This window comes from Intestinibaculum porci, from assembly GCF_003925875.1.
In the GTDB taxonomy this organism is placed as follows: Bacteria; Bacillota_I; Bacilli_A; order Erysipelotrichales; family Coprobacillaceae; genus Intestinibaculum; species Intestinibaculum porci.
Map to the genome: position 1 here is coordinate 1,856,189 of NZ_AP019309.1, position 18,348 is coordinate 1,874,536.

22 protein-coding genes and 1 pseudogene are annotated in these 18,348 nt (G+C 39.2%); 4 read left to right on the forward strand and 19 right to left on the reverse strand.

Annotated elements, in window-relative coordinates:
* Window positions 1-272 precede the first annotated feature (272 nt).
* Window positions 273-956, reverse strand: a complete 684-nt coding sequence (locus SG0102_RS08915; protein WP_456298642.1) for a recombinase family protein — start codon at window positions 954-956, stop codon at window positions 273-275.
* A 22-nt stretch (window positions 957-978) separates the two neighbouring features.
* A pseudogene (locus SG0102_RS16040) lies at window positions 979-1,104 on the reverse strand (recombinase family protein); the annotation flags it as partial.
* 60 nt (window positions 1,105-1,164) lie between these two features.
* On the opposite strand from SG0102_RS16040, the gene SG0102_RS08920 reads away from it, so the two are divergent.
* Window positions 1,165-2,037, forward strand: a complete 873-nt coding sequence (locus SG0102_RS08920) for a hypothetical protein (protein WP_157983016.1) — start codon at window positions 1,165-1,167, stop codon at window positions 2,035-2,037.
* Window positions 2,024-2,317, forward strand: a complete 294-nt coding sequence (locus SG0102_RS08925) for a transposase (RefSeq protein WP_125119620.1) — start codon at window positions 2,024-2,026, stop codon at window positions 2,315-2,317. The genes SG0102_RS08920 and SG0102_RS08925 overlap by 14 nt, the downstream gene beginning before the upstream one ends.
* Before the next feature lie 312 nt (window positions 2,318-2,629).
* On the opposite strand, the gene SG0102_RS08930 is transcribed toward SG0102_RS08925, so the two are convergent.
* From SG0102_RS08930 to SG0102_RS08975, 10 genes are all read right to left on the reverse strand, one after another.
* The gene (locus SG0102_RS08930) at window positions 2,630-4,144 is read right to left on the reverse strand and encodes a hypothetical protein (protein ID WP_125119621.1); all 1,515 of its coding nucleotides are present in this window, start codon (window positions 4,142-4,144) and stop codon (window positions 2,630-2,632) included.
* Complete coding sequence (locus SG0102_RS08935; RefSeq protein ID WP_157983018.1) at window positions 4,131-4,994, reverse strand: ATP-binding cassette domain-containing protein; 864 nt, start codon at window positions 4,992-4,994, stop codon at window positions 4,131-4,133. Before SG0102_RS08935 ends, SG0102_RS08930 begins: the two co-directional genes overlap by 14 nt.
* On the reverse strand, window positions 4,981-5,367 hold the full coding sequence (locus SG0102_RS08940; RefSeq protein WP_125119623.1) for a GntR family transcriptional regulator: 387 nt from the start codon (window positions 5,365-5,367) through the stop codon (window positions 4,981-4,983). Before SG0102_RS08940 ends, SG0102_RS08935 begins: the two co-directional genes overlap by 14 nt.
* 277 nt (window positions 5,368-5,644) lie before the next feature.
* Window positions 5,645-5,947 (reverse strand): hypothetical protein, encoded by a 303-nt coding sequence (locus SG0102_RS08945; RefSeq protein WP_125119624.1) that lies wholly within the window; start codon window positions 5,945-5,947, stop codon window positions 5,645-5,647.
* Between the two features lie 171 nt (window positions 5,948-6,118).
* Entirely contained in the window at window positions 6,119-7,264 is a 1,146-nt protein-coding gene (locus tag SG0102_RS08950) for a DUF438 domain-containing protein (RefSeq protein ID WP_125119625.1), read from the reverse strand.
* Window positions 7,265-7,331: 67 nt separating this feature from the next.
* A complete protein-coding gene (locus SG0102_RS08955; RefSeq protein WP_125119626.1) occupies window positions 7,332-8,156 on the reverse strand; it encodes a hypothetical protein in 825 nt (274 codons plus the stop codon).
* Window positions 8,149-8,754, reverse strand: coding sequence for a DUF1349 domain-containing protein (locus SG0102_RS08960; RefSeq protein ID WP_125119627.1), 606 nt, complete (start codon window positions 8,752-8,754; stop codon window positions 8,149-8,151). The genes SG0102_RS08955 and SG0102_RS08960 overlap by 8 nt, the downstream gene beginning before the upstream one ends.
* A gap of 118 nt (window positions 8,755-8,872) precedes the next feature.
* A complete protein-coding gene (locus SG0102_RS15725; protein ID WP_231999778.1) occupies window positions 8,873-8,971 on the reverse strand; it encodes a GNAT family N-acetyltransferase in 99 nt (32 codons plus the stop codon).
* Window positions 8,972-9,177: 206 nt separating this feature from the next.
* Complete coding sequence (locus SG0102_RS08970) at window positions 9,178-9,687, reverse strand: pyridoxamine 5'-phosphate oxidase family protein (RefSeq protein WP_125119628.1); 510 nt, start codon at window positions 9,685-9,687, stop codon at window positions 9,178-9,180.
* 155 nt (window positions 9,688-9,842) lie between these two features.
* Window positions 9,843-10,397, reverse strand: a complete 555-nt coding sequence (locus SG0102_RS08975) for a PadR family transcriptional regulator (protein WP_125119629.1) — start codon at window positions 10,395-10,397, stop codon at window positions 9,843-9,845.
* Window positions 10,398-10,509: 112 nt separating this feature from the next.
* On the opposite strand from SG0102_RS08975, the gene SG0102_RS08980 reads away from it, so the two are divergent.
* A complete protein-coding gene (locus SG0102_RS08980) occupies window positions 10,510-11,058 on the forward strand; it encodes a phenolic acid decarboxylase (protein WP_125119630.1) in 549 nt (182 codons plus the stop codon).
* Here SG0102_RS08980 and SG0102_RS08985 read toward each other — a convergent pair.
* The 7 genes from SG0102_RS08985 to SG0102_RS09015 all read right to left on the reverse strand — a co-directional run bounded on the left by SG0102_RS08985 (window position 11,055) and on the right by SG0102_RS09015 (window position 16,808).
* The gene (locus SG0102_RS08985) at window positions 11,055-11,237 is read right to left on the reverse strand and encodes a hypothetical protein (RefSeq protein ID WP_125119631.1); all 183 of its coding nucleotides are present in this window, start codon (window positions 11,235-11,237) and stop codon (window positions 11,055-11,057) included. The two genes, SG0102_RS08980 and SG0102_RS08985, sit on opposite strands and share 4 nt — an antisense overlap.
* A gap of 280 nt (window positions 11,238-11,517) precedes the next feature.
* Window positions 11,518-12,159, reverse strand: coding sequence for a vWA domain-containing protein (locus tag SG0102_RS08990; protein ID WP_125119632.1), 642 nt, complete (start codon window positions 12,157-12,159; stop codon window positions 11,518-11,520).
* 102 nt (window positions 12,160-12,261) lie between these two features.
* A complete protein-coding gene (locus SG0102_RS08995) occupies window positions 12,262-13,251 on the reverse strand; it encodes an O-acetyl-ADP-ribose deacetylase (protein WP_125119633.1) in 990 nt (329 codons plus the stop codon).
* A 416-nt stretch (window positions 13,252-13,667) separates the two neighbouring features.
* Window positions 13,668-14,411, reverse strand: coding sequence for a DUF134 domain-containing protein (locus SG0102_RS09000; RefSeq protein ID WP_125119634.1), 744 nt, complete (start codon window positions 14,409-14,411; stop codon window positions 13,668-13,670).
* Window positions 14,412-14,576: 165 nt separating this feature from the next.
* Window positions 14,577-15,218: a flavodoxin family protein gene (locus SG0102_RS09005; protein ID WP_125119635.1), complete on the reverse strand. Its 642-nt coding sequence runs from the start codon at window positions 15,216-15,218 to the stop codon at window positions 14,577-14,579.
* 357 nt (window positions 15,219-15,575) lie between these two features.
* Window positions 15,576-15,911 carry a YoaP domain-containing protein gene (locus SG0102_RS15730; RefSeq protein WP_231999884.1) on the reverse strand — a complete coding sequence of 112 codons (336 nt, stop codon included), beginning with the start codon at window positions 15,909-15,911 and terminating at the stop codon, window positions 15,576-15,578.
* A 585-nt stretch (window positions 15,912-16,496) separates the two neighbouring features.
* Window positions 16,497-16,808, reverse strand: coding sequence for a hypothetical protein (locus SG0102_RS09015; RefSeq protein ID WP_125119636.1), 312 nt, complete (start codon window positions 16,806-16,808; stop codon window positions 16,497-16,499).
* Between the two features lie 256 nt (window positions 16,809-17,064).
* On the opposite strand from SG0102_RS09015, the gene SG0102_RS09020 reads away from it, so the two are divergent.
* Window positions 17,065-18,150: a lactate oxidase gene (locus tag SG0102_RS09020; RefSeq protein WP_125119637.1), complete on the forward strand. Its 1,086-nt coding sequence runs from the start codon at window positions 17,065-17,067 to the stop codon at window positions 18,148-18,150.
* Window positions 18,151-18,348 lie beyond the last annotated feature (198 nt).

Below are 18,348 nucleotides of genomic sequence, written 5' to 3' on the forward strand. Positions count from 1 at the left end.
TGAAACGCGACGCACTTGACAGAGGTACGGCAAAACGCGGTAGCCTTTATCGCTCCGGCCCATGGTCGTGAGACTTATCCCGTTCCTGTCGGGACAGCTGCTTTGCGGTTTTGCGGAGCCGTTCCACTGATTTCAAATCCTCCCTCATGGATTTCATGGCAAGCGTGTCCGTCTGCTTTCCGGCGGTTAGCTGGTCGATCTCCCGCTGCCATGCCTTCGGGGTGATCCCCTCGCCGCTGTCTTTCAATTCTTTCAGATACCGGGCTGCTGCGTCATACAGGATCAGTTCCCGGCTTCGCCCAGCCGTTTGGATAACGCCGTACATTGCTGCGGATTTTCTGTACCAAATCAAAGGTCTGCTGGTCGATAATGGCTTCATGGGTATTCTCAAAGATCGTCCATTCGTCCTCAGAAACATAGTGGCTTTTCTTGTCCTTAAAGTGCTTGCGGGTCTTGAAATTGATGGTGTGCCCTAAATACTCTCGCTTTTTCAAAATGTTCACGATGGTAGATGATCCCCATCCATAGGGGTCTTTGACCGGCTTTGAGTGGTTCACAACCTCGTTGAAGCGGGCAAGGTGTACGACGGGAATTTCAATCCGGTCTGCAGATAGTTTGCAAGCAATCTGATAAGGCCCATATCCCTCCAGCGTTAGGGAAAAGATACGGCGTACCACTTCGGCGGCTTCTTCATCCACCAGCCAATGCTCCCGTTTTTCGTCCCATAAGTAGCCGTAAATCACGGTGCCTGTCAGACTGTCTACACCGTCGTTGATGGCAATCAGACGAACGCCTCGCTGCCGCAAAACTTCCATAACTTGACCGACCTTTAGATAGTCGCGCCCCAACCGGCTCATGTCCTTGATGACGATCGCCTCTACACGCCCTGCCTCCACTTCCTCCATCATCGCCAAAAATCCGGGGGCGGTCAAAACGGGTGCCTGAGATACCATCATCGGTAAAGTGCGTAGGGTTTGGCAGCCCATTCCGGCGGGCAAAGTCCTCTAACATCTGCTTTTGGTTGGATATAGAGTTGCTCTCGCCCTGTAACTCATCGTCCCGGCTTAGGCGCTCGTACAGTAGGGTGATTTTTTCGTTTCTCATAGCTGTACCTCCTGAAACAAAAATACTCTAAGTGATTGCTTCACTAACCATGACATAATCATGATTAAGAAGTCACTTAGAGCATATATATCCTTTTGCGTCTTTGTAAACAATTACCTTGTTGATAATATTGATAATATTTTCTTTGATATTGTCTCACGTTTAATTGAAATCATGTGTATCTGCACAGCCACTATGTTCATTGATGGTACTAAATTTGAATCTGTAGCCAACAAATACACGTTCGTCTGGAAAAAATGTATCCTCACCAATCAAAACAAGCTATTCAAGAAAATCACTTCAAGCATTAATGAAATGCGGGATCAAATTGGTTTGCTTTATGACACCAAAGAGTCATATACCGCCCATGAAATTGGCAATATTGCCGAACACCTTATGGAGCAGATGAGAAAAAATAATATTGAGTTTGTCTATGGCCGAGGCCACAAGAAATCTGCTCTTCAAAAATGCTACGATACCTTTCTCAACTATTTCTGTAGACTTGATAAATATGAATACTGGCTTGCAGTCATTGGTGATTTTAGAAACAGTTGTTCAAAAACCGACCATGACGCCACTATGTGTGCTTTAAAAATGGACTATTACTGTAACACTGGTCTTTCCCGCCCGGCATATAATGCTCAGGTTGCCGTGGCTGACGGTATTATTGTTAATGCCTGCCTTTATCAAACACCAGGGGATACAAAAACGTTTATCCCATTCATGGAGAGATACCATGAATATACTGGTGAATATCCACTCAACCCGGTAGCTGATGCCGCCTATGGCTCGTTAGAAAACTATATGTACTGTCTTTCAAAAGGAATGAACCCCACTATGAAGTATGGAATGTATGCCAAAAAGAATACGCCGTCCTTTAAAAAGAAAGAATATAATCCAATGAACTGGGAAACGAACAGTGAAGGGATTTAAGGTATGCCCTAACGGTCATGTATTTGATGTGTTTGAAAGAGATTCATATGATCATGACAGTCTGAACATCAGACAGGTATATACAAGCAAAGAAAAGTGCAAAGACTGTCCATTCCGCCAAAAATGCCTTAGCACTAAGAAAAAGCCTAATCCTGAAACGAATGCCTATAAAGCGGTAAGTAGAAATGTCATCAAGGAACAAATGGAAGAAGTTGTGGATTCAATGCTGAGATCAAAATTTGGAGAAGAATTGAAAAAGCACAGTATGAGTTCCTCATGATCTGTACAAGCCATAATTTTAGAAAGTACTATAAATTCTGGCTAGAAGAACGGTAAAACTTGGTGAATTAGTATAATTAAATATACTTTAAGTATATGTCAAAAAATAAGGGACTTTTTGCACTTTTTTAGAAGCAACAAGCTTTCTATAAAAATATATTAGATACATATAATAAGTGTACTAAAGTTAGCATTATAAAACTATATTCTACATATTAGAATATAGTTTAAGAGGATATAAAAAAGATCCCAGTGTTTGAGATCTCTTTTAGGCCTAGCCGAAATTCAAATTATTTCGTGATGGCCCCTTTTTCTATTTCCATAATGTTTTGATTTTCTTATATTTCTGATGATCTTTCTTTAAGACGGCGATGGTATGACGATAATCTTTGGTGATACTCAAGTAATATGTCTCATGATTAGACACAAGCACTTCAAAGTAGTCCCCATCATCCCGATTCACTAAAGCTTCATAAGAAAGATGCGCGAGATCTTTGTTGTAGGCTTGAAGGATTGCAAGAGAATCCTGACTATCATAATTCACTCGCCCAGCACGAGTCGTGATGACAACCATCGCTGACTGCTTAGCCAACGCTTTGGTATTTAGCTGATGCCGCTGATGCATTTCCTTTGAGCCCAAAACGGCTTTGTAATCACGATCATCATCATGAACACGCGTATTCCAGTTATAGCTGCGTTTGATTGTTTTACCGTTTTTAAGATGATAGGTATAATCTAAAGTATTATCCCCTTCACCGATGCGATGGGTTATCGCGTTTTTTTGCATAGCTAGAATATGTTTGATATTGTCTTTCTTCTTAAATGTCACTTTGGAGACAAATAAAGGTGAAGATAAGGTGACGTAATCAACATCTTCTAATGCTGGGACTTTCCTTGAAATGCCAAAGGTATCATAAAACGTCACACTAGATAACAAAACATAGATCAGCCCATAACAGAGAAAGCTTTTGAGTGTTTGCTTATTAAAGATATGAATGCTCGAAGAGGCAATCATCCGCATAATAAGGAAGATGATCACCCCAGCAGTGAGTGAATCAACCATATAAAGGGTAACTGGCAGGCCTTGAGAAGATGTCTCACGAAAACTTAAGGACATAACGACGAAATAATATGTCATTAAAAATGACGTGAAATAAACTAAAAATATTTTTAAATGCGGGAAGACGATGGCTTCTTCACTATGTTCACGTTTGGCTTTCACAAAGGCTAAAAGGGCTAAGGCAAAGCTTATGATGACCATGAAACAATCCGTCATATAGGCATAGGATGGGATCTCTGAGGGATCCACTAAGTAGAAGATCACGCCATAATATAACGATGCCGCATCAAAGCTTAAGCCATAGTATGCCACTTTTAACATTATGGCCACCATATTGGTAAGTAAAAATGGCAGTAAAATAAGTAATAAAGTAACGAGTAAATGGACAATGTTATTACCGGTAATCACCCCTGCTAACGTCGCTAACACGTAACATTCTAAGGCGGTCATCAGTAAATGGGGACTTAAATGACCAAGGATACAGATCACAGGTGGCAAAAGTGCAAAAAGCAATCCAACCAGATAAGTCTGTAAAAAATAACTGACTCTAGAAACCGGCAATGATGATAATAAGGTCAAACGATCACGTGCATGAAGATCATTTTGCATAAATAATGATGTCACCACTGCATTCAAACCAACCCACAGTGCCGCTAACATATAAACAGCGGAAAAGTTTTGAAAAAGAAAGAGGAATAAGAGCGTTAAGATATTCATGATCAAAGCGATCATGCCATAACGTTTGATATAATATTTAGCGATAGCCATTATCTTCACCTCCAACGTAAGTCACAAAGAGATCTTCTAAAGTGACGGGTAAAGTTTCTAATAATAAAGGATGATGCGTCTTAAGGATCTCGAGAATTTGTTCATGATCTCCTTCCACCATCATTTGTTTGACTGAGCCAAGACCTTGCGTACTTAAAATCTTTAAAGGGGATAAATCAACCGGTTGTTCATAAGCGACCTGCACTTTTGTTAATGAAGCTTTCAGACCATCTAAACTGCCGGCTAAAACCATCTGACCCTGTTTCATAATGCCGATCGCATCGACAAAGCCATCTAACTCTGCCAAATGATGAGAAGACATAATAATCGTTAAAGAGCGTTTGGCTACTTCATCAAAAAGCGTTTCATAAATCTTCTTACGCATGAATGGATCAATGCCATCCATCGGTTCATCAAGTAATAAAAGATCACACTGCGTCGCTAAAGCTAAGGCAAAATAGGCCTGACGCACCATCCCTTTTGAGTAGGTCCGCATTTTTTTTCGTTCATCTAAGCCCATCATATCTAATAAGGATGTATAAAGATTTCTAGAAAAATGGGGATAGAGATCCTGATAAAGCGATCTTAACGACCGCAAGGTATCTTTCTGGGGCAGTTCATCGGGAATAAAACAGATCTTCTTTTTGATCGTCATGTTTTCATAAATAGGTGACCCTAAGTAAGTGACCTGAGGATCCTGATATAAGCCCGCCAAGTATTTTAAGACTGTTGTTTTCCCACTGCCGTTTTCGCCAAACAGACCATAAATACTACCTTTTTTAACGTGCATGGAAAAATCATCTAAAATTTTTTGATCACGATATGTATTTAAGTGCTCAATGTGAATCATGAGCATCCCTCCTTTTGATAAAATCATCCATGATTTCTAACGCCTCATCCTGACCATAACCAAGATAACGCAATTCTTTATACCCTTCATAAATCCGCGTAAGCAAAGTCTCCACCTGTTTGGGGTCTCGCGTCATTTCTCGTTTCGCCACAAAGGTCCCCTTACCGCTGATCGTATAAGTGAATCCCTGACGTTCTAATTCCTTATACGCCTTTGAAACGGTATTAGGATTAACCATAATAGCTTTCGAAAATTCTCTGACCGAGGGCAGTTTGTCATCAGCTTTAAGAACCTGCATGATCATCAGTTTCTTCATATAGTCAACAACCTGCTCATAGATGGAGGCTTTGCTTTGCGGGTCAAGCTGAAACATATCATCGCCTCCTCGCCTATAGTGTACTACTTGTACTAGTACACTTCAAGCATTATTGTACAAAAAATAGCAGTGCTTGCTGCTACGTCTGTTTTTATAAGGATAAATCACGTTTTTTAAAGATAATCAGACTTACGATCATCATGGCTAAACATAAGATCGCGAGGATCCCTACTTTCAATAAAGCGGTGGATGTGAGCTTGATCAGGCCATTTGTATCATAGAGTGTAAAGATCGTTGTATATTTGAGGACTTTGATCTTGGTAACTGTATTTTTTTACATCTGCATAATGTACATGAAAGCCGGCATGCCAGCTGATAACAGTAAAGTCATCTTATAATCTAAGGCTAAGCTAGATATAAATAAGACAAAGGCGGCGACGACAAAATGCATGAGACATAAGCCGCTATTTAAGGCAAGTAAAGACGTATTGCCAGCACTCATACCAACAGCATGCATCACTTTGACATAATCATCAAGCAGTTTCATCGTTTTGGGCTCATACATTTGAATAATGAGCACCACATAAATCGTCATGATAGCGATGAAAATAAGTAACAGTTCAATGCTTTCTTGCATTCATAGCGATACAGTGTTCCCATTTAAATCCCCCTCGTAATAACTCATAAAGATCCCTTTCCCATGACCATAATCACGAGTTAAATGAGAGATTTCAATCATCTTTATCACCTTCCTGATCTTAAGTATAAATGATGCAAGATGAGTAACAAAAAAAGAGGATCGCTCCTCTTATAAGATATCACTTAAGTCTTCCACCGCTTCTAGCACGCCTAAATAAGTGCCTGCCTCATCGCGGACAGCGATATAGCGGACTAAGACAGGATGACCTTTCTTTTCGGTTTTAATAGAAACCATATCTTCGCCGTTTTTAAGCTTTGTCATAACGGTTTTCACCATTGGCAGAGCCACTGGGGGATGACATTCATACACATGATGGCCTAATGATGATAATGGTCTGGTAAATAATGGGGTTTCTTCTGACACATAACGATTGATATCCTGATCATCAATGAATGTTAATTCAACTGGCAAAGCATCTAAGATGCCTTTGACCTGTTTTAATGATAAGGTTCCCGTTGGTAAATGAATCAGCCCTTCTTCTACGCTTTCAGATGTTGATGATGTGATGGCATCTTTCCATTGGGGAATGTCTTTTAAGTAGGCATAGCCAAATCTTGGGAAATCTAATGATAAAGACTGCCATTCGGAAAGTGAGAACTGCTCATCCGCTAACGGGAATAAGATCTTTTCTTCTTTGAAAAGCATTTCCTGCATCCGTTTATGATACGCTTTTACCTGATCTAAGGTATAGTTTTTCTGTAACGCTTTATTGGTGCGGCGTAATTCGACATCGACATTCCACATCACATCTGCCGGGCCGGCAATATTGTGACGCTTTAATAATGGTAAGATCAGTTCATCTTTTTTATCAAAATGCACATGTGATAACGATAAATCTCGCAGACACTCTGGGATCGCTTCCTGATTGTTTTCAATCGCCTCGGCTAAATGGTCGAGACGTTTTTGTATTTCTTTGTTTTCATGGGTTAAGATATTTAAGGGATGACCCACAATAATCGCGCTTAAAGCACTTTTCATTTCCTGTGGCACTTCTCTTTTCAGCATTGAACGGCGTACTTCCCGTTCCGCATTTAAGATACGTTCCTTGCGGTCAGCACCATGGAATAAAGCAGAGTGCACATCACAAAGTTTCTGCACTTCTTTAACGCTCATGCCTTCATTAATCATCGCCTGTTCTGCTTCGGCAATATCAATTGCGGCAACATCACTAAAATGTTCTCTAAAATCTTTTTGTACATCTTCAAGGGCTTCGCCCTGGTTTAATCTTTCAATATAGGTTTTAAGTGAATCCATAATCAAAAACCTCCTCGTGTTCCTAAGATACAGGAAAACAAGAAGGTTCTATGTTGTCGTAGCAACATTATTTCAATTTATACGCATAAACTTCATGTATTTGATGATCATAACCCTTTTCTAAGCCTAAAACTTTGCCATCAACGACTTTCGCTCCGCGATTATAGAGCACATAAAGGTTTTGGTGCGCTATGCTTAAGCCTTCTACTTCCCCCTGATCATATACATCATCAAGAAGGCGGATTGTTTTCACTTGCCCTGCTTTTGATACTCTATAAATATGATCAGGCTGATCCTTATTGGCATCACCATCATCACAGGCGAAATAAAAATCATTCTTATAAACAGTTAATCCCTGAATCCATTTAAGTGGCGGAATCTTGCGTTTACCTAGGTATTGCCCATTTAGATCATAGTGATAGAGATAAAAACTGCTGTTTGTATCCCCCCACTGCGTAAGCCAGAGACTGTGATCACGATCATCATAAGCGAGAGCACTGCATTCCTGTTGACCGCTTTGCTTAGCTAAAGGAAAAGCTTTAACCTGTTTTAAGGTATGACGATCATAAATGCCGACCTGTTTATTTATTGAATCATTGCCATCAAACGCTTCGGCGGGCGCAAAAAGATAGCGATCATTTCCTGATAAAGCCCCTAAATGGTTCACTTCTCCCTGATACTTTGTGAAGACATCTTTATTTTGTTTGATCAGCTCACCATTGTGATACAAAGAAATCTGAGCACTGCCATTAATATACATCTGATCATCGATAACAAACACACCCTGACCGCCGTTTACTTCCTGACTATTTGTAAAATCATGACAGGATGTCAAAGACAGCATCAGGATCAAACATAAGCTATAGCGCCAAAAAGCTTTATGCTTACTCATCCGGCTGCTGACCATCATGAGCCTGCCACTGACATGGTAAGAGTTCCATATTGGTGAATGTAGCCTTAAAAGACGAGTCTTCCGGTGAACAGGCGTAAATGCCAAAAGTAATATCGCCTTTAGCCTTTTCCATATGACAAATCCGCATTTGTTTAAAGATCTGACCATCAGTCGAACACTCTATGCAGAAGTCATCTTCACGTCGACTTAAACGATACCACATGGCGCTTGTTGAAGCGTCAATTTCCGTCGTAGCCCAATCAGAATAGCCCTGATTGGTAACGACAGAACCCAAATGAGAAAAACGTTCATTTTCATATTCAATCGATGCTTTCAGCCAGTTTTGTCCATCTAAATACATGACAATCCCACACTGATCAAAGCGCACTTTACTCTCAAAAGTCGTTTTCACAACAAAAGAAAAGAACTTATCACACGTTTTTATTTGTAAAACCGGGGCATTATCATTACAGAAATGATAATAAGTTTTCTGCCACAAATCCGTATGGGGCGCAGTGATGATGTCAATCTGATCATCACTGATTGCATAATCCTGCGGCTTTCTTGTCCAAAGCCATGCTTCTTTCTTTATTTTCATCTTTGCTTCCTCCTCCGATCATTATAACATAAAGAGTACACTTTCTATTGTAATCATTTTTATTTCGTTTAAATATGTAAAGTTTTACAATACTACCAAAATACATAGGAAGATATATTTATGGCATAGCCGCATAGCCAAGGCCTCGGCTATGACAATCGGGTGAGACAAATAATAACGCCAATTCGCCATGATCGCCATCTACGGAAATGACCACACCGCCCACTTTTACACCTTAGTAAACAATGCGATAAGCTTCTCCATGAGCAATTGATGTTTCAATCGTTTCTCTTGAGATGATTTCCCCTTCTTCTTCAAAATGATCATCACGTCGGCCAAATTCCTCTAAAGCGCCATAGTTAAAAGTAGCCTGATTGTCTTTGATAAAAGCTTCTTTGTCTTCTCATGTTAAAGGGGTGAGTTCTACTTTTTCCATTGCTGATAACTACCATAACCTTCCTTTTTAAATAATGAATTCAGACATGTGATTTCTTCGGGGATGATTTTAAGTAACCACATCGGTTCTTTTAACTGATGCAGAGCATCTAAAGGAATCTTTCTCGCTAAAGCGACCCCATTATACTCTTTCGAAAACAATTCTACCATCTCAATAACACCGCTGATTTGCATCGACTGTAACTTTCCAAAGACAGGATTGTCTTCAAAGATTACGGCGGCGACATGTTTATTTTCATGAATGCCATGAAACTTTAAGCCCCCTTCAGTAAAGATATAAAGAGCGCCATCATGATAACTATATTCTAATGGCGTAACGCGGAGATCTTCTTTCATACCTGTCGCTAAAGCTAAGACTTTATGATGGGTTAAGAATTCTTCCATCCACTTTTCAAGTTTCTCCTTTTCCATGACCTTTTCATCTTTTTGTTTACGCTGCCAGAACGTTTCTGCTTGTTGATATTGTTCTTCATTCATTTTAAAAAACCTCACTTTTCTTTATTGTATGCCTTTTGGAAAGAAAAGTCAGGTTATAATTTGCGGTGCATTGATAACACACATCCACGCTATTCATATAAACACCTCTTGATGGTTATGAATAACGACCTACTAGTCAGTGATAACATGAAAAGTTACTTTTCGTTGCCTTTTAAAGAATCGATCGCTTCTTTAAGCCAAGTGACATACTCACTTTCACGACGGATCGCATGATCTAAGATCAGATAATGCCCATATTGCTTTTCAATATCCTGAGGAGTAGAAAACAACAATGTTCTTCTCCCCTCTAAATGTGACAACTTTTCTTGTCGCATATCGAGCTGTTCTTTTAATAAACTTGGTAAGCGCTCATCATGACGATCCTTAATAAAATAAAGTTTTAAAACAAATTCATCTTTATTGACAGCTAACGCTGTGTCGTAGGAATACTTCCATTCGTCGAGATGTTTTTTCCCTAATGCCGTAATCGCATAATAAGTCTTTTCTACTTTATTACCAAAGAAGCCTGTGTCCGAAGTAATCTCTCCTTCTTTTTCTAAACGTTTGAGTTCTAAATAAATCTGACTGTGCTTAACGGACCAGAATTCCCCGATTTCGGTATCAAATTCTTTCTTTAAGTCATAACCTGTTTTCGGTTTTTCGGTGATTAAACCAAGTAAAATATATTTAAGCAAATTCTTTTGTGCCATTTTTCTCTTCCTTTGTATTGACATTTTTATAATCATAGTATAGCATAACCTATGTCAAATGACTATGTAATTAATTACATGTTTTTATTAACTGATTAAGGAGAATTACATTATGGCTAAAAAAGTATTTAAAGAATTATCTGATTTTATTGGCACTCATTTCATTTACACTTATGACAATGGCTGGGAATATGAATGGTACTGCAAAAACGATCATACCTGCTGTTATCGTATTCATGGCGGGATGGTTAAAGGCCGCTGGGTCACTGATCAGGAAATTAATTTATTTAAGATTGCTGATGGTATTTATAAAGTCACCTGGACGGAACCAACTGGTACTGACGTGGCTTTAGACTTCATGCCTAACGAAGGAAAGATCAACGGCGTCATCTTCTTCCCAAAATGGGTCCATGAACATCCTGAAATTACAGTTTGTTACCAAAACAAACATCTCGATCGCATGTATGAAGCCCGTGAAAAATATGACACATATCCAAAATATGTTGTCCCAGAATTTGCGACGATTACCTACATTGGCGATGCCGGCATCGATAATGATGATGTCATCAATGAAACACCTTATGAAGGTATGACCAATGATATTCGTCAGGGTCGTTTCTATGATGAAAACTATCATCACGTTTCTAAAAGAGCAGACTAATAGACGAAAGGAACTGACGAAAGTGTCAGTTCCTCTTTCATTTTCCCAATATGCACTTGATAAAACCCTCGGCGACTGATCTCTTCATACACCTGAAAAAGTGCATAGGAACCAAACGCTGGATTGCGCGTTTCATCAGGATGATCTTTAAGATAATTAAGATCACTTTCTAGCATCATTATAAAACTTTCGGGGATTTCTTTATAAATATAGGTGTCTCCCGCCACTTGTAATCACTCTATTAAATGTTTATCGCCATGAATGGGGTAAATAAAACATTTCCCCTTTAGCATAATTGGCTCTGCTTATATCATCTCATGGCTGCACGTCATCAAGATAGACAAAACCCTTTAATACATACTGCCATTTTTCTTGTAATACCTGATCATTCATCTTCTTGCCTCCCTCTAGTTATTATTGTATGAGTCTGTTTTCTCCCCTGCAAGAAGATCCTGATCATTAAGAACGTTTTTTGAAATCCCGATCAATTTTCAGACGCCAGTTTTCTTTAATCGCACCATCCGTTCGTAAATCTGTTACGGCTTCACTTAACGCTTCAAAGTTAACCTGTGTCCCCTGTTGGTCCGCATGATAATTAACTGCGTGTTCTTTTCTGATGCCAAAGTTAGCAGCCGTTGATACCGCATCAATATTCGCACCTAGAAACAGGAATTCCCAGCCCTGTTTTTCCTGTTTCTTAATCATCTTTTTCACCTGATTACTAGTGTACTGATGACTGGCATTTTCCATCCCATCCGTAGTAATGACAAACATCGTATGCTCAGGAGTATCTTCTTTACGAATATACTTATGAATCATCTGAACATGATGAATCGCGCCGCCAATAGCATCAATTAAGGCGGTACAACCGCCAACAAAGTAATCGTCTTCTGTTAATGGCTTCACCTCATCTAATGGTACCCGATCAATAATCACATCACTATCATCTGAAAACAAAACTGCAGATACCAACGCTTCACCTGGCGCTTTCTTCTGCTTTCTGATCATCGCATTAAAACCACCGATGGTGTCTTCTTCTAAGCCTGACATCGATCCGCTTTTATCTAAGATAAATACTAACTCAGTCAAATCTTTTTTCATCACTATGCACCTCCCAAAAAATATGACTGCAGGTTTTCACCTTGCAGTTATAGTCTATCGTAAATACATATTGTGATGGTCGCCTGTCAGGCGACATTTTTATTAACCACCTAATAAGGGCTGATCAAAAGCAAAGAGAGCTTCATTGATCTCATAAATATCATAGTGTTTATGAATAATGAAGTATTCGACAATAATATCAAACTTATTAGAATGGGATAATGCATACCCCGCCTTTTTTAACATGTCATTGGTTTCATCTAACGGCAGTTCTAAGGCAATCGCAAAAGCCAACACCGTTTTCTTGCTTGGTTTATAATTTTTATGACTACAAATTTTCGAAAAGAGTTTGCGATCGACATTAGCCTTTTTGTAACATTCACTATCTTTCATTCCGGCTTCATCAATCTTCCTCATTAACATTTCTGAGAAGCTTTCATCTATCTGTTTCAAAGCATCTTCTAAGTTTAAGGCCTCATAATAAACCGGCCCTTCCATAACTGATGAGTCATCAAGCAATGCTTTACGGTTTCTTCTCAGCGAAGAAACGGCATCACTATGACTTATGACATAGTGATCATCGATATAGCTTTGAATATGAGCAAAGAGCTTGGCACTGATCTGAAAAGCTTTTAAATCAAAGATTACGAGATAAACCATCATGTCATGCTCTAATAAGAAATGACTGATTTCCTCAATCGCTATTTGTAAAGCCTGATCTTTAGGATAGCCATAAGCCCCAGCGGATATTAAGGGAAAAGCAATGCTGTCACAGTCCTTTTCCAACGCTAACGCTAAGCTCTTTTGATAGCATGATCGTAATAACTTTTCTTCCTGATGATGTCCATCGCGGTAAATTGGTCCCACGGTGTGAATGATGTATTTCGCTTTTAAACGATAGCCTTTAGCCATCTTGGCATCGCCAGTTGGACAGCCATTTAGCTTTCGACACTCAGCTAAGAGTTTAGGTCCAGCAGCGCGATGAATCGCTCCATCAACCCCGCCTCCGCCTAATAAAGACGTATTGGCCGCGTTGACAATCGCATCTACTTTCATCTTGGTGATATCGTTTCTTACAATTTGTAAAGGCATAGTATCTCCCCCTTACATTTAAGTATAATCATCACTCTCTGATGATGCAATCTCTCATCTTATTATAATGTTATTTTCTTAACAAACTCTTATTGTTATTTACACAAGTTTAATCTTTTGAAAGCTCAAAACGTAGTAAAATAGAATCTAGAAATAAGGTGTTTTATGAAGCTATTACGCCTAGGAATCAGCACTTTAGCTGCCGCCCTGATTACAACCTCATGCACATTTGCGAATACGGCAAAAACAATTCATGTCGTGGATCAACTTACGGGAGATAGTATTTTAATATTTAAAAAGATGCAAGGAGTTTCCTTGCATCTTAGTCTTTGTTCTTTTATAAACTAAATCCATTTAGATATTCTAATATGATCGTTGATTAGATCAAATGATAGCTGTTTATAAAACAATCTTGTTTAATCATGACAAGTATGTTCGCCGCAGCCATGTTCATGGCTATGATGATCACAATGCGCATCAGGAACATAACTTAAATCACCTTTCAGGTAAGCTTCAACAGCCTCATCAGCAGACCCAGTAACACCGCCAAGTAAGGTGATACCAGTCGCCTTGAGAGCATTTTGCGCGCCCATCCCTAGGCCTCCGCAAATCAGGACATCCACCTGTGCATCAGCTAAAAAGCCAACTAATGCCCCATGACCTTGACCATTGGTGCTGACCACCTGGCTTTTTACCATCTTGCCATCTTCTACATCATAAAACTTAAAAGTCTGTGTCCGGCCAAAATGTGGAAAAATCATACCTTCTTCATACGTTACTGCAATTCTCATATCAACCTCTTCCTTCCTTTCTATGACTGGCAACCTGTGTATTTTCTGACATTTTTGAAAACAGGTACCAGCTATTGCGCCATTACATAAGCGATAGTGACCGCCAGCAATCTGTAATGTCTTCCCATGAACAATACTATCCGCAATCTTAAAGCGCGCGTTTTCATAAATGTCGGTCACCGTCGAACGGGATATCCCCATTTGGTTGGCACACTCTGCATGGGTTTGTTTTTCATAATCAATTAAGCGAATCACTTCATATTCATCTAAGGTAAGAATAACCTTTTCATTTGGTGCAATTCCCTCAGGCGCAAAACAATCATATGCTGGTTTTTCACAGATCCGTCTGCATTTCATCGGTCTTGCCATGATATCACCTTCTTACGTTTCTGGCATATGTCAATAATAGTGTATGACTGATCCTTCATAAATGCAATAAAATCCTCTGTTTACAAATATTTTATGTGCATCTTATGAAAAAGAAAAGAGCCCAAACATTGTGTTTGAACTCTCAATCTGCATATTGCCTAAGTCTTATTGCTCTGCAGAAGCTAATTTTCTTCCTAAACGATAAGCATTTTCTAAATCATGAGGGAATATTTCTTTATGGATTGCCTTCTTTTTGTCTTCATCAAAGCTGGCCATATTGAACTTAGAATAATCTGGTACCTGCAAAGTATTATAGCAAGGATACAAGGTCACTTCACCGCCAAGCATGGTCAGTTCTTTTGCATAATCTTCAAACTTTTCTTTATACATACGCTCATAAAACTCTTGAGAGGCATTCATGGAGACAAATAGCCCTACATTGACTTTTCCAGTAAAATAATTGCTGTAATCATCATAAGATAATGAGCAGAAATGCAATCTTTCTAATAATTCAAAGTAACGGCTTGTGGGTCTGCCTAGATAAATTGCTGTGCCAATGAATACAGCATCAGCCTGAAAAATCTTATCAATAATGGGCGTTAAATCATCCTTCCAGTAACAATGACATCTTTCGACACCCTTTCTCTTACAAAGCATACAGCCGCGACACCCTGTAAAATTCAAATCATACAAGTGAATAAACTCTACTTCTGCCCCTGCTTCTTTGGCCCCTTTTGCAGCGGATTTTAATAATTGAGAAGTATTACCGGCTTTTCTTGGAGTCGCATTTAATACAATCACTTTCATCGCTTGTCCCTTATATGAGCATGAAGATATTATGTCCATACTCATATCCATTTCCTTTCTATTCGCTTTTTATCCGTAACTGATGACGGCTTTTCCCAACAAATGTTTGAAAAGATAAACATGCATACTATAAAATCCATAACAAAACGGTCCCTCTCATAAACTTATGCCATTTATCAAATCATTCATATACGTCTTGAATTCACTGATTTACATCGTAATACACCATCAATCATCACGTATGATTTTCAGACTTTTTCATATAAATACTTGATGACTTTGCCTACTCATTATATAACCAATCACAGTCGCAATGTAAGCACAATTTACAAAGTAGGCGGTCTAATGCTCGTGACTTCAGTCATGAGAAATTGACACCATAGCATTACCAACCTTGATAAACTTTTTGGCATTCATCTGCTCATTTGTCACATAATCACCATTATAAAATAATGCATAATTAGTGATCGGTGTGGGAGCACTTTGCGCTTCTTCTCTACTTGTAATATGGATGGCATGAAAAGGAATATTATTTTCTTTGGCCGTCTCTATCAAAATAGGCACATACTTTGCGTTACACGGACACCAACTGGTGTAATACAAAACAAAGCCTGGTTCTTCTGTATGGGAATGTTTTGCATTTTCCTTAAAGGATGGTTTGGTACCATAGCTGAATCCCACAATCTGCTTCATCACAAACATAAAAGCCTTTATATTTCAAGAACTTCGGATCCGCGAAGAAAGGTTTCTTCTTGTTAGCAGCCAAAAAACAAAGTCCCACTTTTTTCCCTTTCAGTCAGAGATACAGGCATTAAGTAAATCATTTGCATATCCATTTCCTTTAAGCGCAGCCACTCACAGGCAGTCAATATACATATAGCCTTCAGCATTGATTGAAACCCATGCATTCTCAGCAGGCATATATTCAATAAAGCATTTGCCTCGCTCAACGCTTTTTCGATAAAACCTGAACATCCTTATGATTCGAGATCGCACAACAAATATGTTTCTGTTCCAGATTATCATTATTGGCTTTTAAGTATTCCATATCTTCACCCTTTTTTCGTATAGCAGACACGCTTAATCTATTGAGTGACTTCATCAGCATTTTGTGCATCACTACACAATTTGCATTTATATTGTGTATGATCTGAATTATAAATGTAAAGGCATGCGTTTTGCTTCTTGTAACCTCGCCGATCGATGATCCCATCGATGAGTATGATGGATCCACACATTTGAATCAATGCGAAAATAAAAAAGGCTTGAGAGCCTTTTTTACTTAATTTTGTGTTTATTCATTTTTTCCTGAAAGATATCGGTAATGATCTGGCGCAGCTGCTCACGCGTTTCTTCTGGAAGATCTCCTTCTTGTTTAGCAACTGCATAAAGATCTGGATACGTCTTGGCGATACGTTCAATTGTTTTCGTTGTCGCATGCTTTCTTACAAAAAAAGGAATCTTTTTGATCCATTCTTGCGGAACTAAGGCAAGAATCTTATCGGCTGCTTCCTGATCAGTGATGACAGCTGTAGAGAGTCCCTTTTTGATTTGTGCCTGTTCCTGACTTGTAAAATCCTGTAACTTCATAATATTCTCCTTTTGCTTTCTAATGTATTATAGCTTAATGCAAGGCAAATGCAAGTATATTGCTTGCAAATAAATAGGACACAATCTTTTTGCAAGTATAAATATTCCCCCCTTACATTTAAATATAGTGAACTCCTATTTTTGATGCAATTTCTAGATATAATGATTTCCCTTTTTATTGTAATCATTTTTATTGCAAGTAAACATGTAAAGTTTTACAATACTTTTGAAATACATAAAATAGGAGGATTGAATTATGGCATATTATACAAGTAACGCTGAGCATCCTATCGATATTGTCAATATCGCTAGTTTGGAAAATCGTGTGAAGGCACGTATGGATCGTGGTGCTTTTGGCTATATTCGTGAAGGAGCAGAAGATGAATGGACATTAAGAGAGAATACCCGTGCTTTTAATGACCTGCGTATCGCCCCTCGTGTTTTACAGGGGATCGATCATGTTGATTTATCAACATCTATTTTTGGTATAGATCTGAAAACACCTATTATTGAAGCGCCTTCCGCTGCGCATGGCTTAGCCCATGTTAAAGGAGAAGTGGATACAGCAATCGGTGCCGCCAAAGCTGGAACTTTATTCGCGATGAGTACCTATGGCAGCACCCCAGTTGAAGAAGCCGCTGCCGCAGCGCCTGAAGCTCCACAGTTTTTCCAGTTGTATATGAGTAAGGATGATGGATTCAATGAATTCCTTATTAAAAAGGCTGTGAAAGCTGGTGTCAAAGCCATTATCATGACCGTTGATTCTACCCTAGGTGGTTATCGTGAAGAAGATATCGTTTCGCATTTCCAGTTCCCTTTACCAATGCCAAACTTAGCTGCTTATAGCGCTAGTGATGGCGTCGGCAAGGGCATTTCAGAAATCTATGCAGCCGCTAAGCAGGATTTCGTTCCTAGCGATATCGCTAAAGTCAAAGACATGTCAGGCTTACCAGTTTTCGTTAAGGGAATTCAGTCACCAGAAGATGCGATCGTAGCCATTCAGGCAGGTGCTGATGGCATCTGGGTTTCTAATCATGGCGGTCGTCAGTTAGATGGCGGTCCTGCTTCCATTTCAGTCTTACCAGCCATTGCGAAAGCTGTTAACCATCAGGTGCCCGTCATCTTCGATAGCGGTGTACGTCGTGGCCAGCATGTCTTTAAAGCATTAGCCAGCGGTGCTGACTTAGTCGCTATTGGTCGTCCAGTTATTTATGGTTTAAATTTAGGCGGTGCCGAAGGCGTCAAATCTGTCTTCGATCATCTTAATATGGAGCTGTCTATTACCATGCAGTTAGCTGGCACGAAAACGATTGAAGAGATCAAAAAAACAACGCTATTATAAAAATGTAGGCAGGCTTCACCCCTGCCTATTTAAATAACTCGATCAAGTGGAGCCTGAGCTGCTCCACTTATCTCTTTAAAGATTCTTTTCATGGCCTCTCCAAACTCTCATGCAAAGTGTTCTTTTTAATGAATCATGAATAAAAACAGAGTTAGATATCTTGAAAATAACGGATGTTTTTCCACTTTAATATAAATT

Bases quoted from the DNA above. Each gene is read 5' to 3' on its own strand.
- SG0102_RS08970 (WP_125119628.1), bottom strand. From the start codon at position 9,687: ATGAATGAAGAACAATATCAACAAGCAGAAACGTTCTGGCAGCGTAAA.
- SG0102_RS08980 (WP_125119630.1), top strand. From the start codon at position 10,510: ATGGCTAAAAAAGTATTTAAAGAATTATCTGATTTTATTGGCACTCAT.
- SG0102_RS09020 (WP_125119637.1), top strand. From the start codon at position 17,065: ATGGCATATTATACAAGTAACGCTGAGCATCCTATCGATATTGTCAAT.
- SG0102_RS08955 (WP_125119626.1), bottom strand. From the start codon at position 8,156: ATGAGTAAGCATAAAGCTTTTTGGCGCTATAGCTTATGTTTGATCCTG.
- SG0102_RS08915 (WP_456298642.1), bottom strand. From the start codon at position 956: ATGATGGTATCTCAGGCACCCGTTTTGACCGCCCCCGGATTTTTGGCG.
- SG0102_RS08945 (WP_125119624.1), bottom strand. From the start codon at position 5,947: ATGCAAGAAAGCATTGAACTGTTACTTATTTTCATCGCTATCATGACG.
- SG0102_RS08975 (WP_125119629.1), bottom strand. From the start codon at position 10,397: ATGGCACAAAAGAATTTGCTTAAATATATTTTACTTGGTTTAATCACC.
- SG0102_RS08960 (WP_125119627.1), bottom strand. From the start codon at position 8,754: ATGAAAATAAAGAAAGAAGCATGGCTTTGGACAAGAAAGCCGCAGGAT.
- SG0102_RS09000 (WP_125119634.1), bottom strand. From the start codon at position 14,411: ATGGCAAGACCGATGAAATGCAGACGGATCTGTGAAAAACCAGCATAT.
- SG0102_RS08985 (WP_125119631.1), bottom strand. From the start codon at position 11,237: ATGATGCTAGAAAGTGATCTTAATTATCTTAAAGATCATCCTGATGAA.
- SG0102_RS08935 (WP_157983018.1), bottom strand. From the start codon at position 4,994: ATGATTCACATTGAGCACTTAAATACATATCGTGATCAAAAAATTTTA.
- SG0102_RS08930 (WP_125119621.1), bottom strand. From the start codon at position 4,144: ATGGCTATCGCTAAATATTATATCAAACGTTATGGCATGATCGCTTTG.
- SG0102_RS15730 (WP_231999884.1), bottom strand. From the start codon at position 15,911: ATGAAGCAGATTGTGGGATTCAGCTATGGTACCAAACCATCCTTTAAG.
- SG0102_RS08950 (WP_125119625.1), bottom strand. From the start codon at position 7,264: ATGGATTCACTTAAAACCTATATTGAAAGATTAAACCAGGGCGAAGCC.
- SG0102_RS09015 (WP_125119636.1), bottom strand. From the start codon at position 16,808: ATGAAGTTACAGGATTTTACAAGTCAGGAACAGGCACAAATCAAAAAG.
- SG0102_RS08940 (WP_125119623.1), bottom strand. From the start codon at position 5,367: ATGTTTCAGCTTGACCCGCAAAGCAAAGCCTCCATCTATGAGCAGGTT.
- SG0102_RS08995 (WP_125119633.1), bottom strand. From the start codon at position 13,251: ATGCCTTTACAAATTGTAAGAAACGATATCACCAAGATGAAAGTAGAT.
- SG0102_RS08920 (WP_157983016.1), top strand. From the start codon at position 1,165: ATGATTAAGAAGTCACTTAGAGCATATATATCCTTTTGCGTCTTTGTA.
- SG0102_RS09005 (WP_125119635.1), bottom strand. From the start codon at position 15,218: ATGAAAGTGATTGTATTAAATGCGACTCCAAGAAAAGCCGGTAATACT.
- SG0102_RS08990 (WP_125119632.1), bottom strand. From the start codon at position 12,159: ATGAAAAAAGATTTGACTGAGTTAGTATTTATCTTAGATAAAAGCGGA.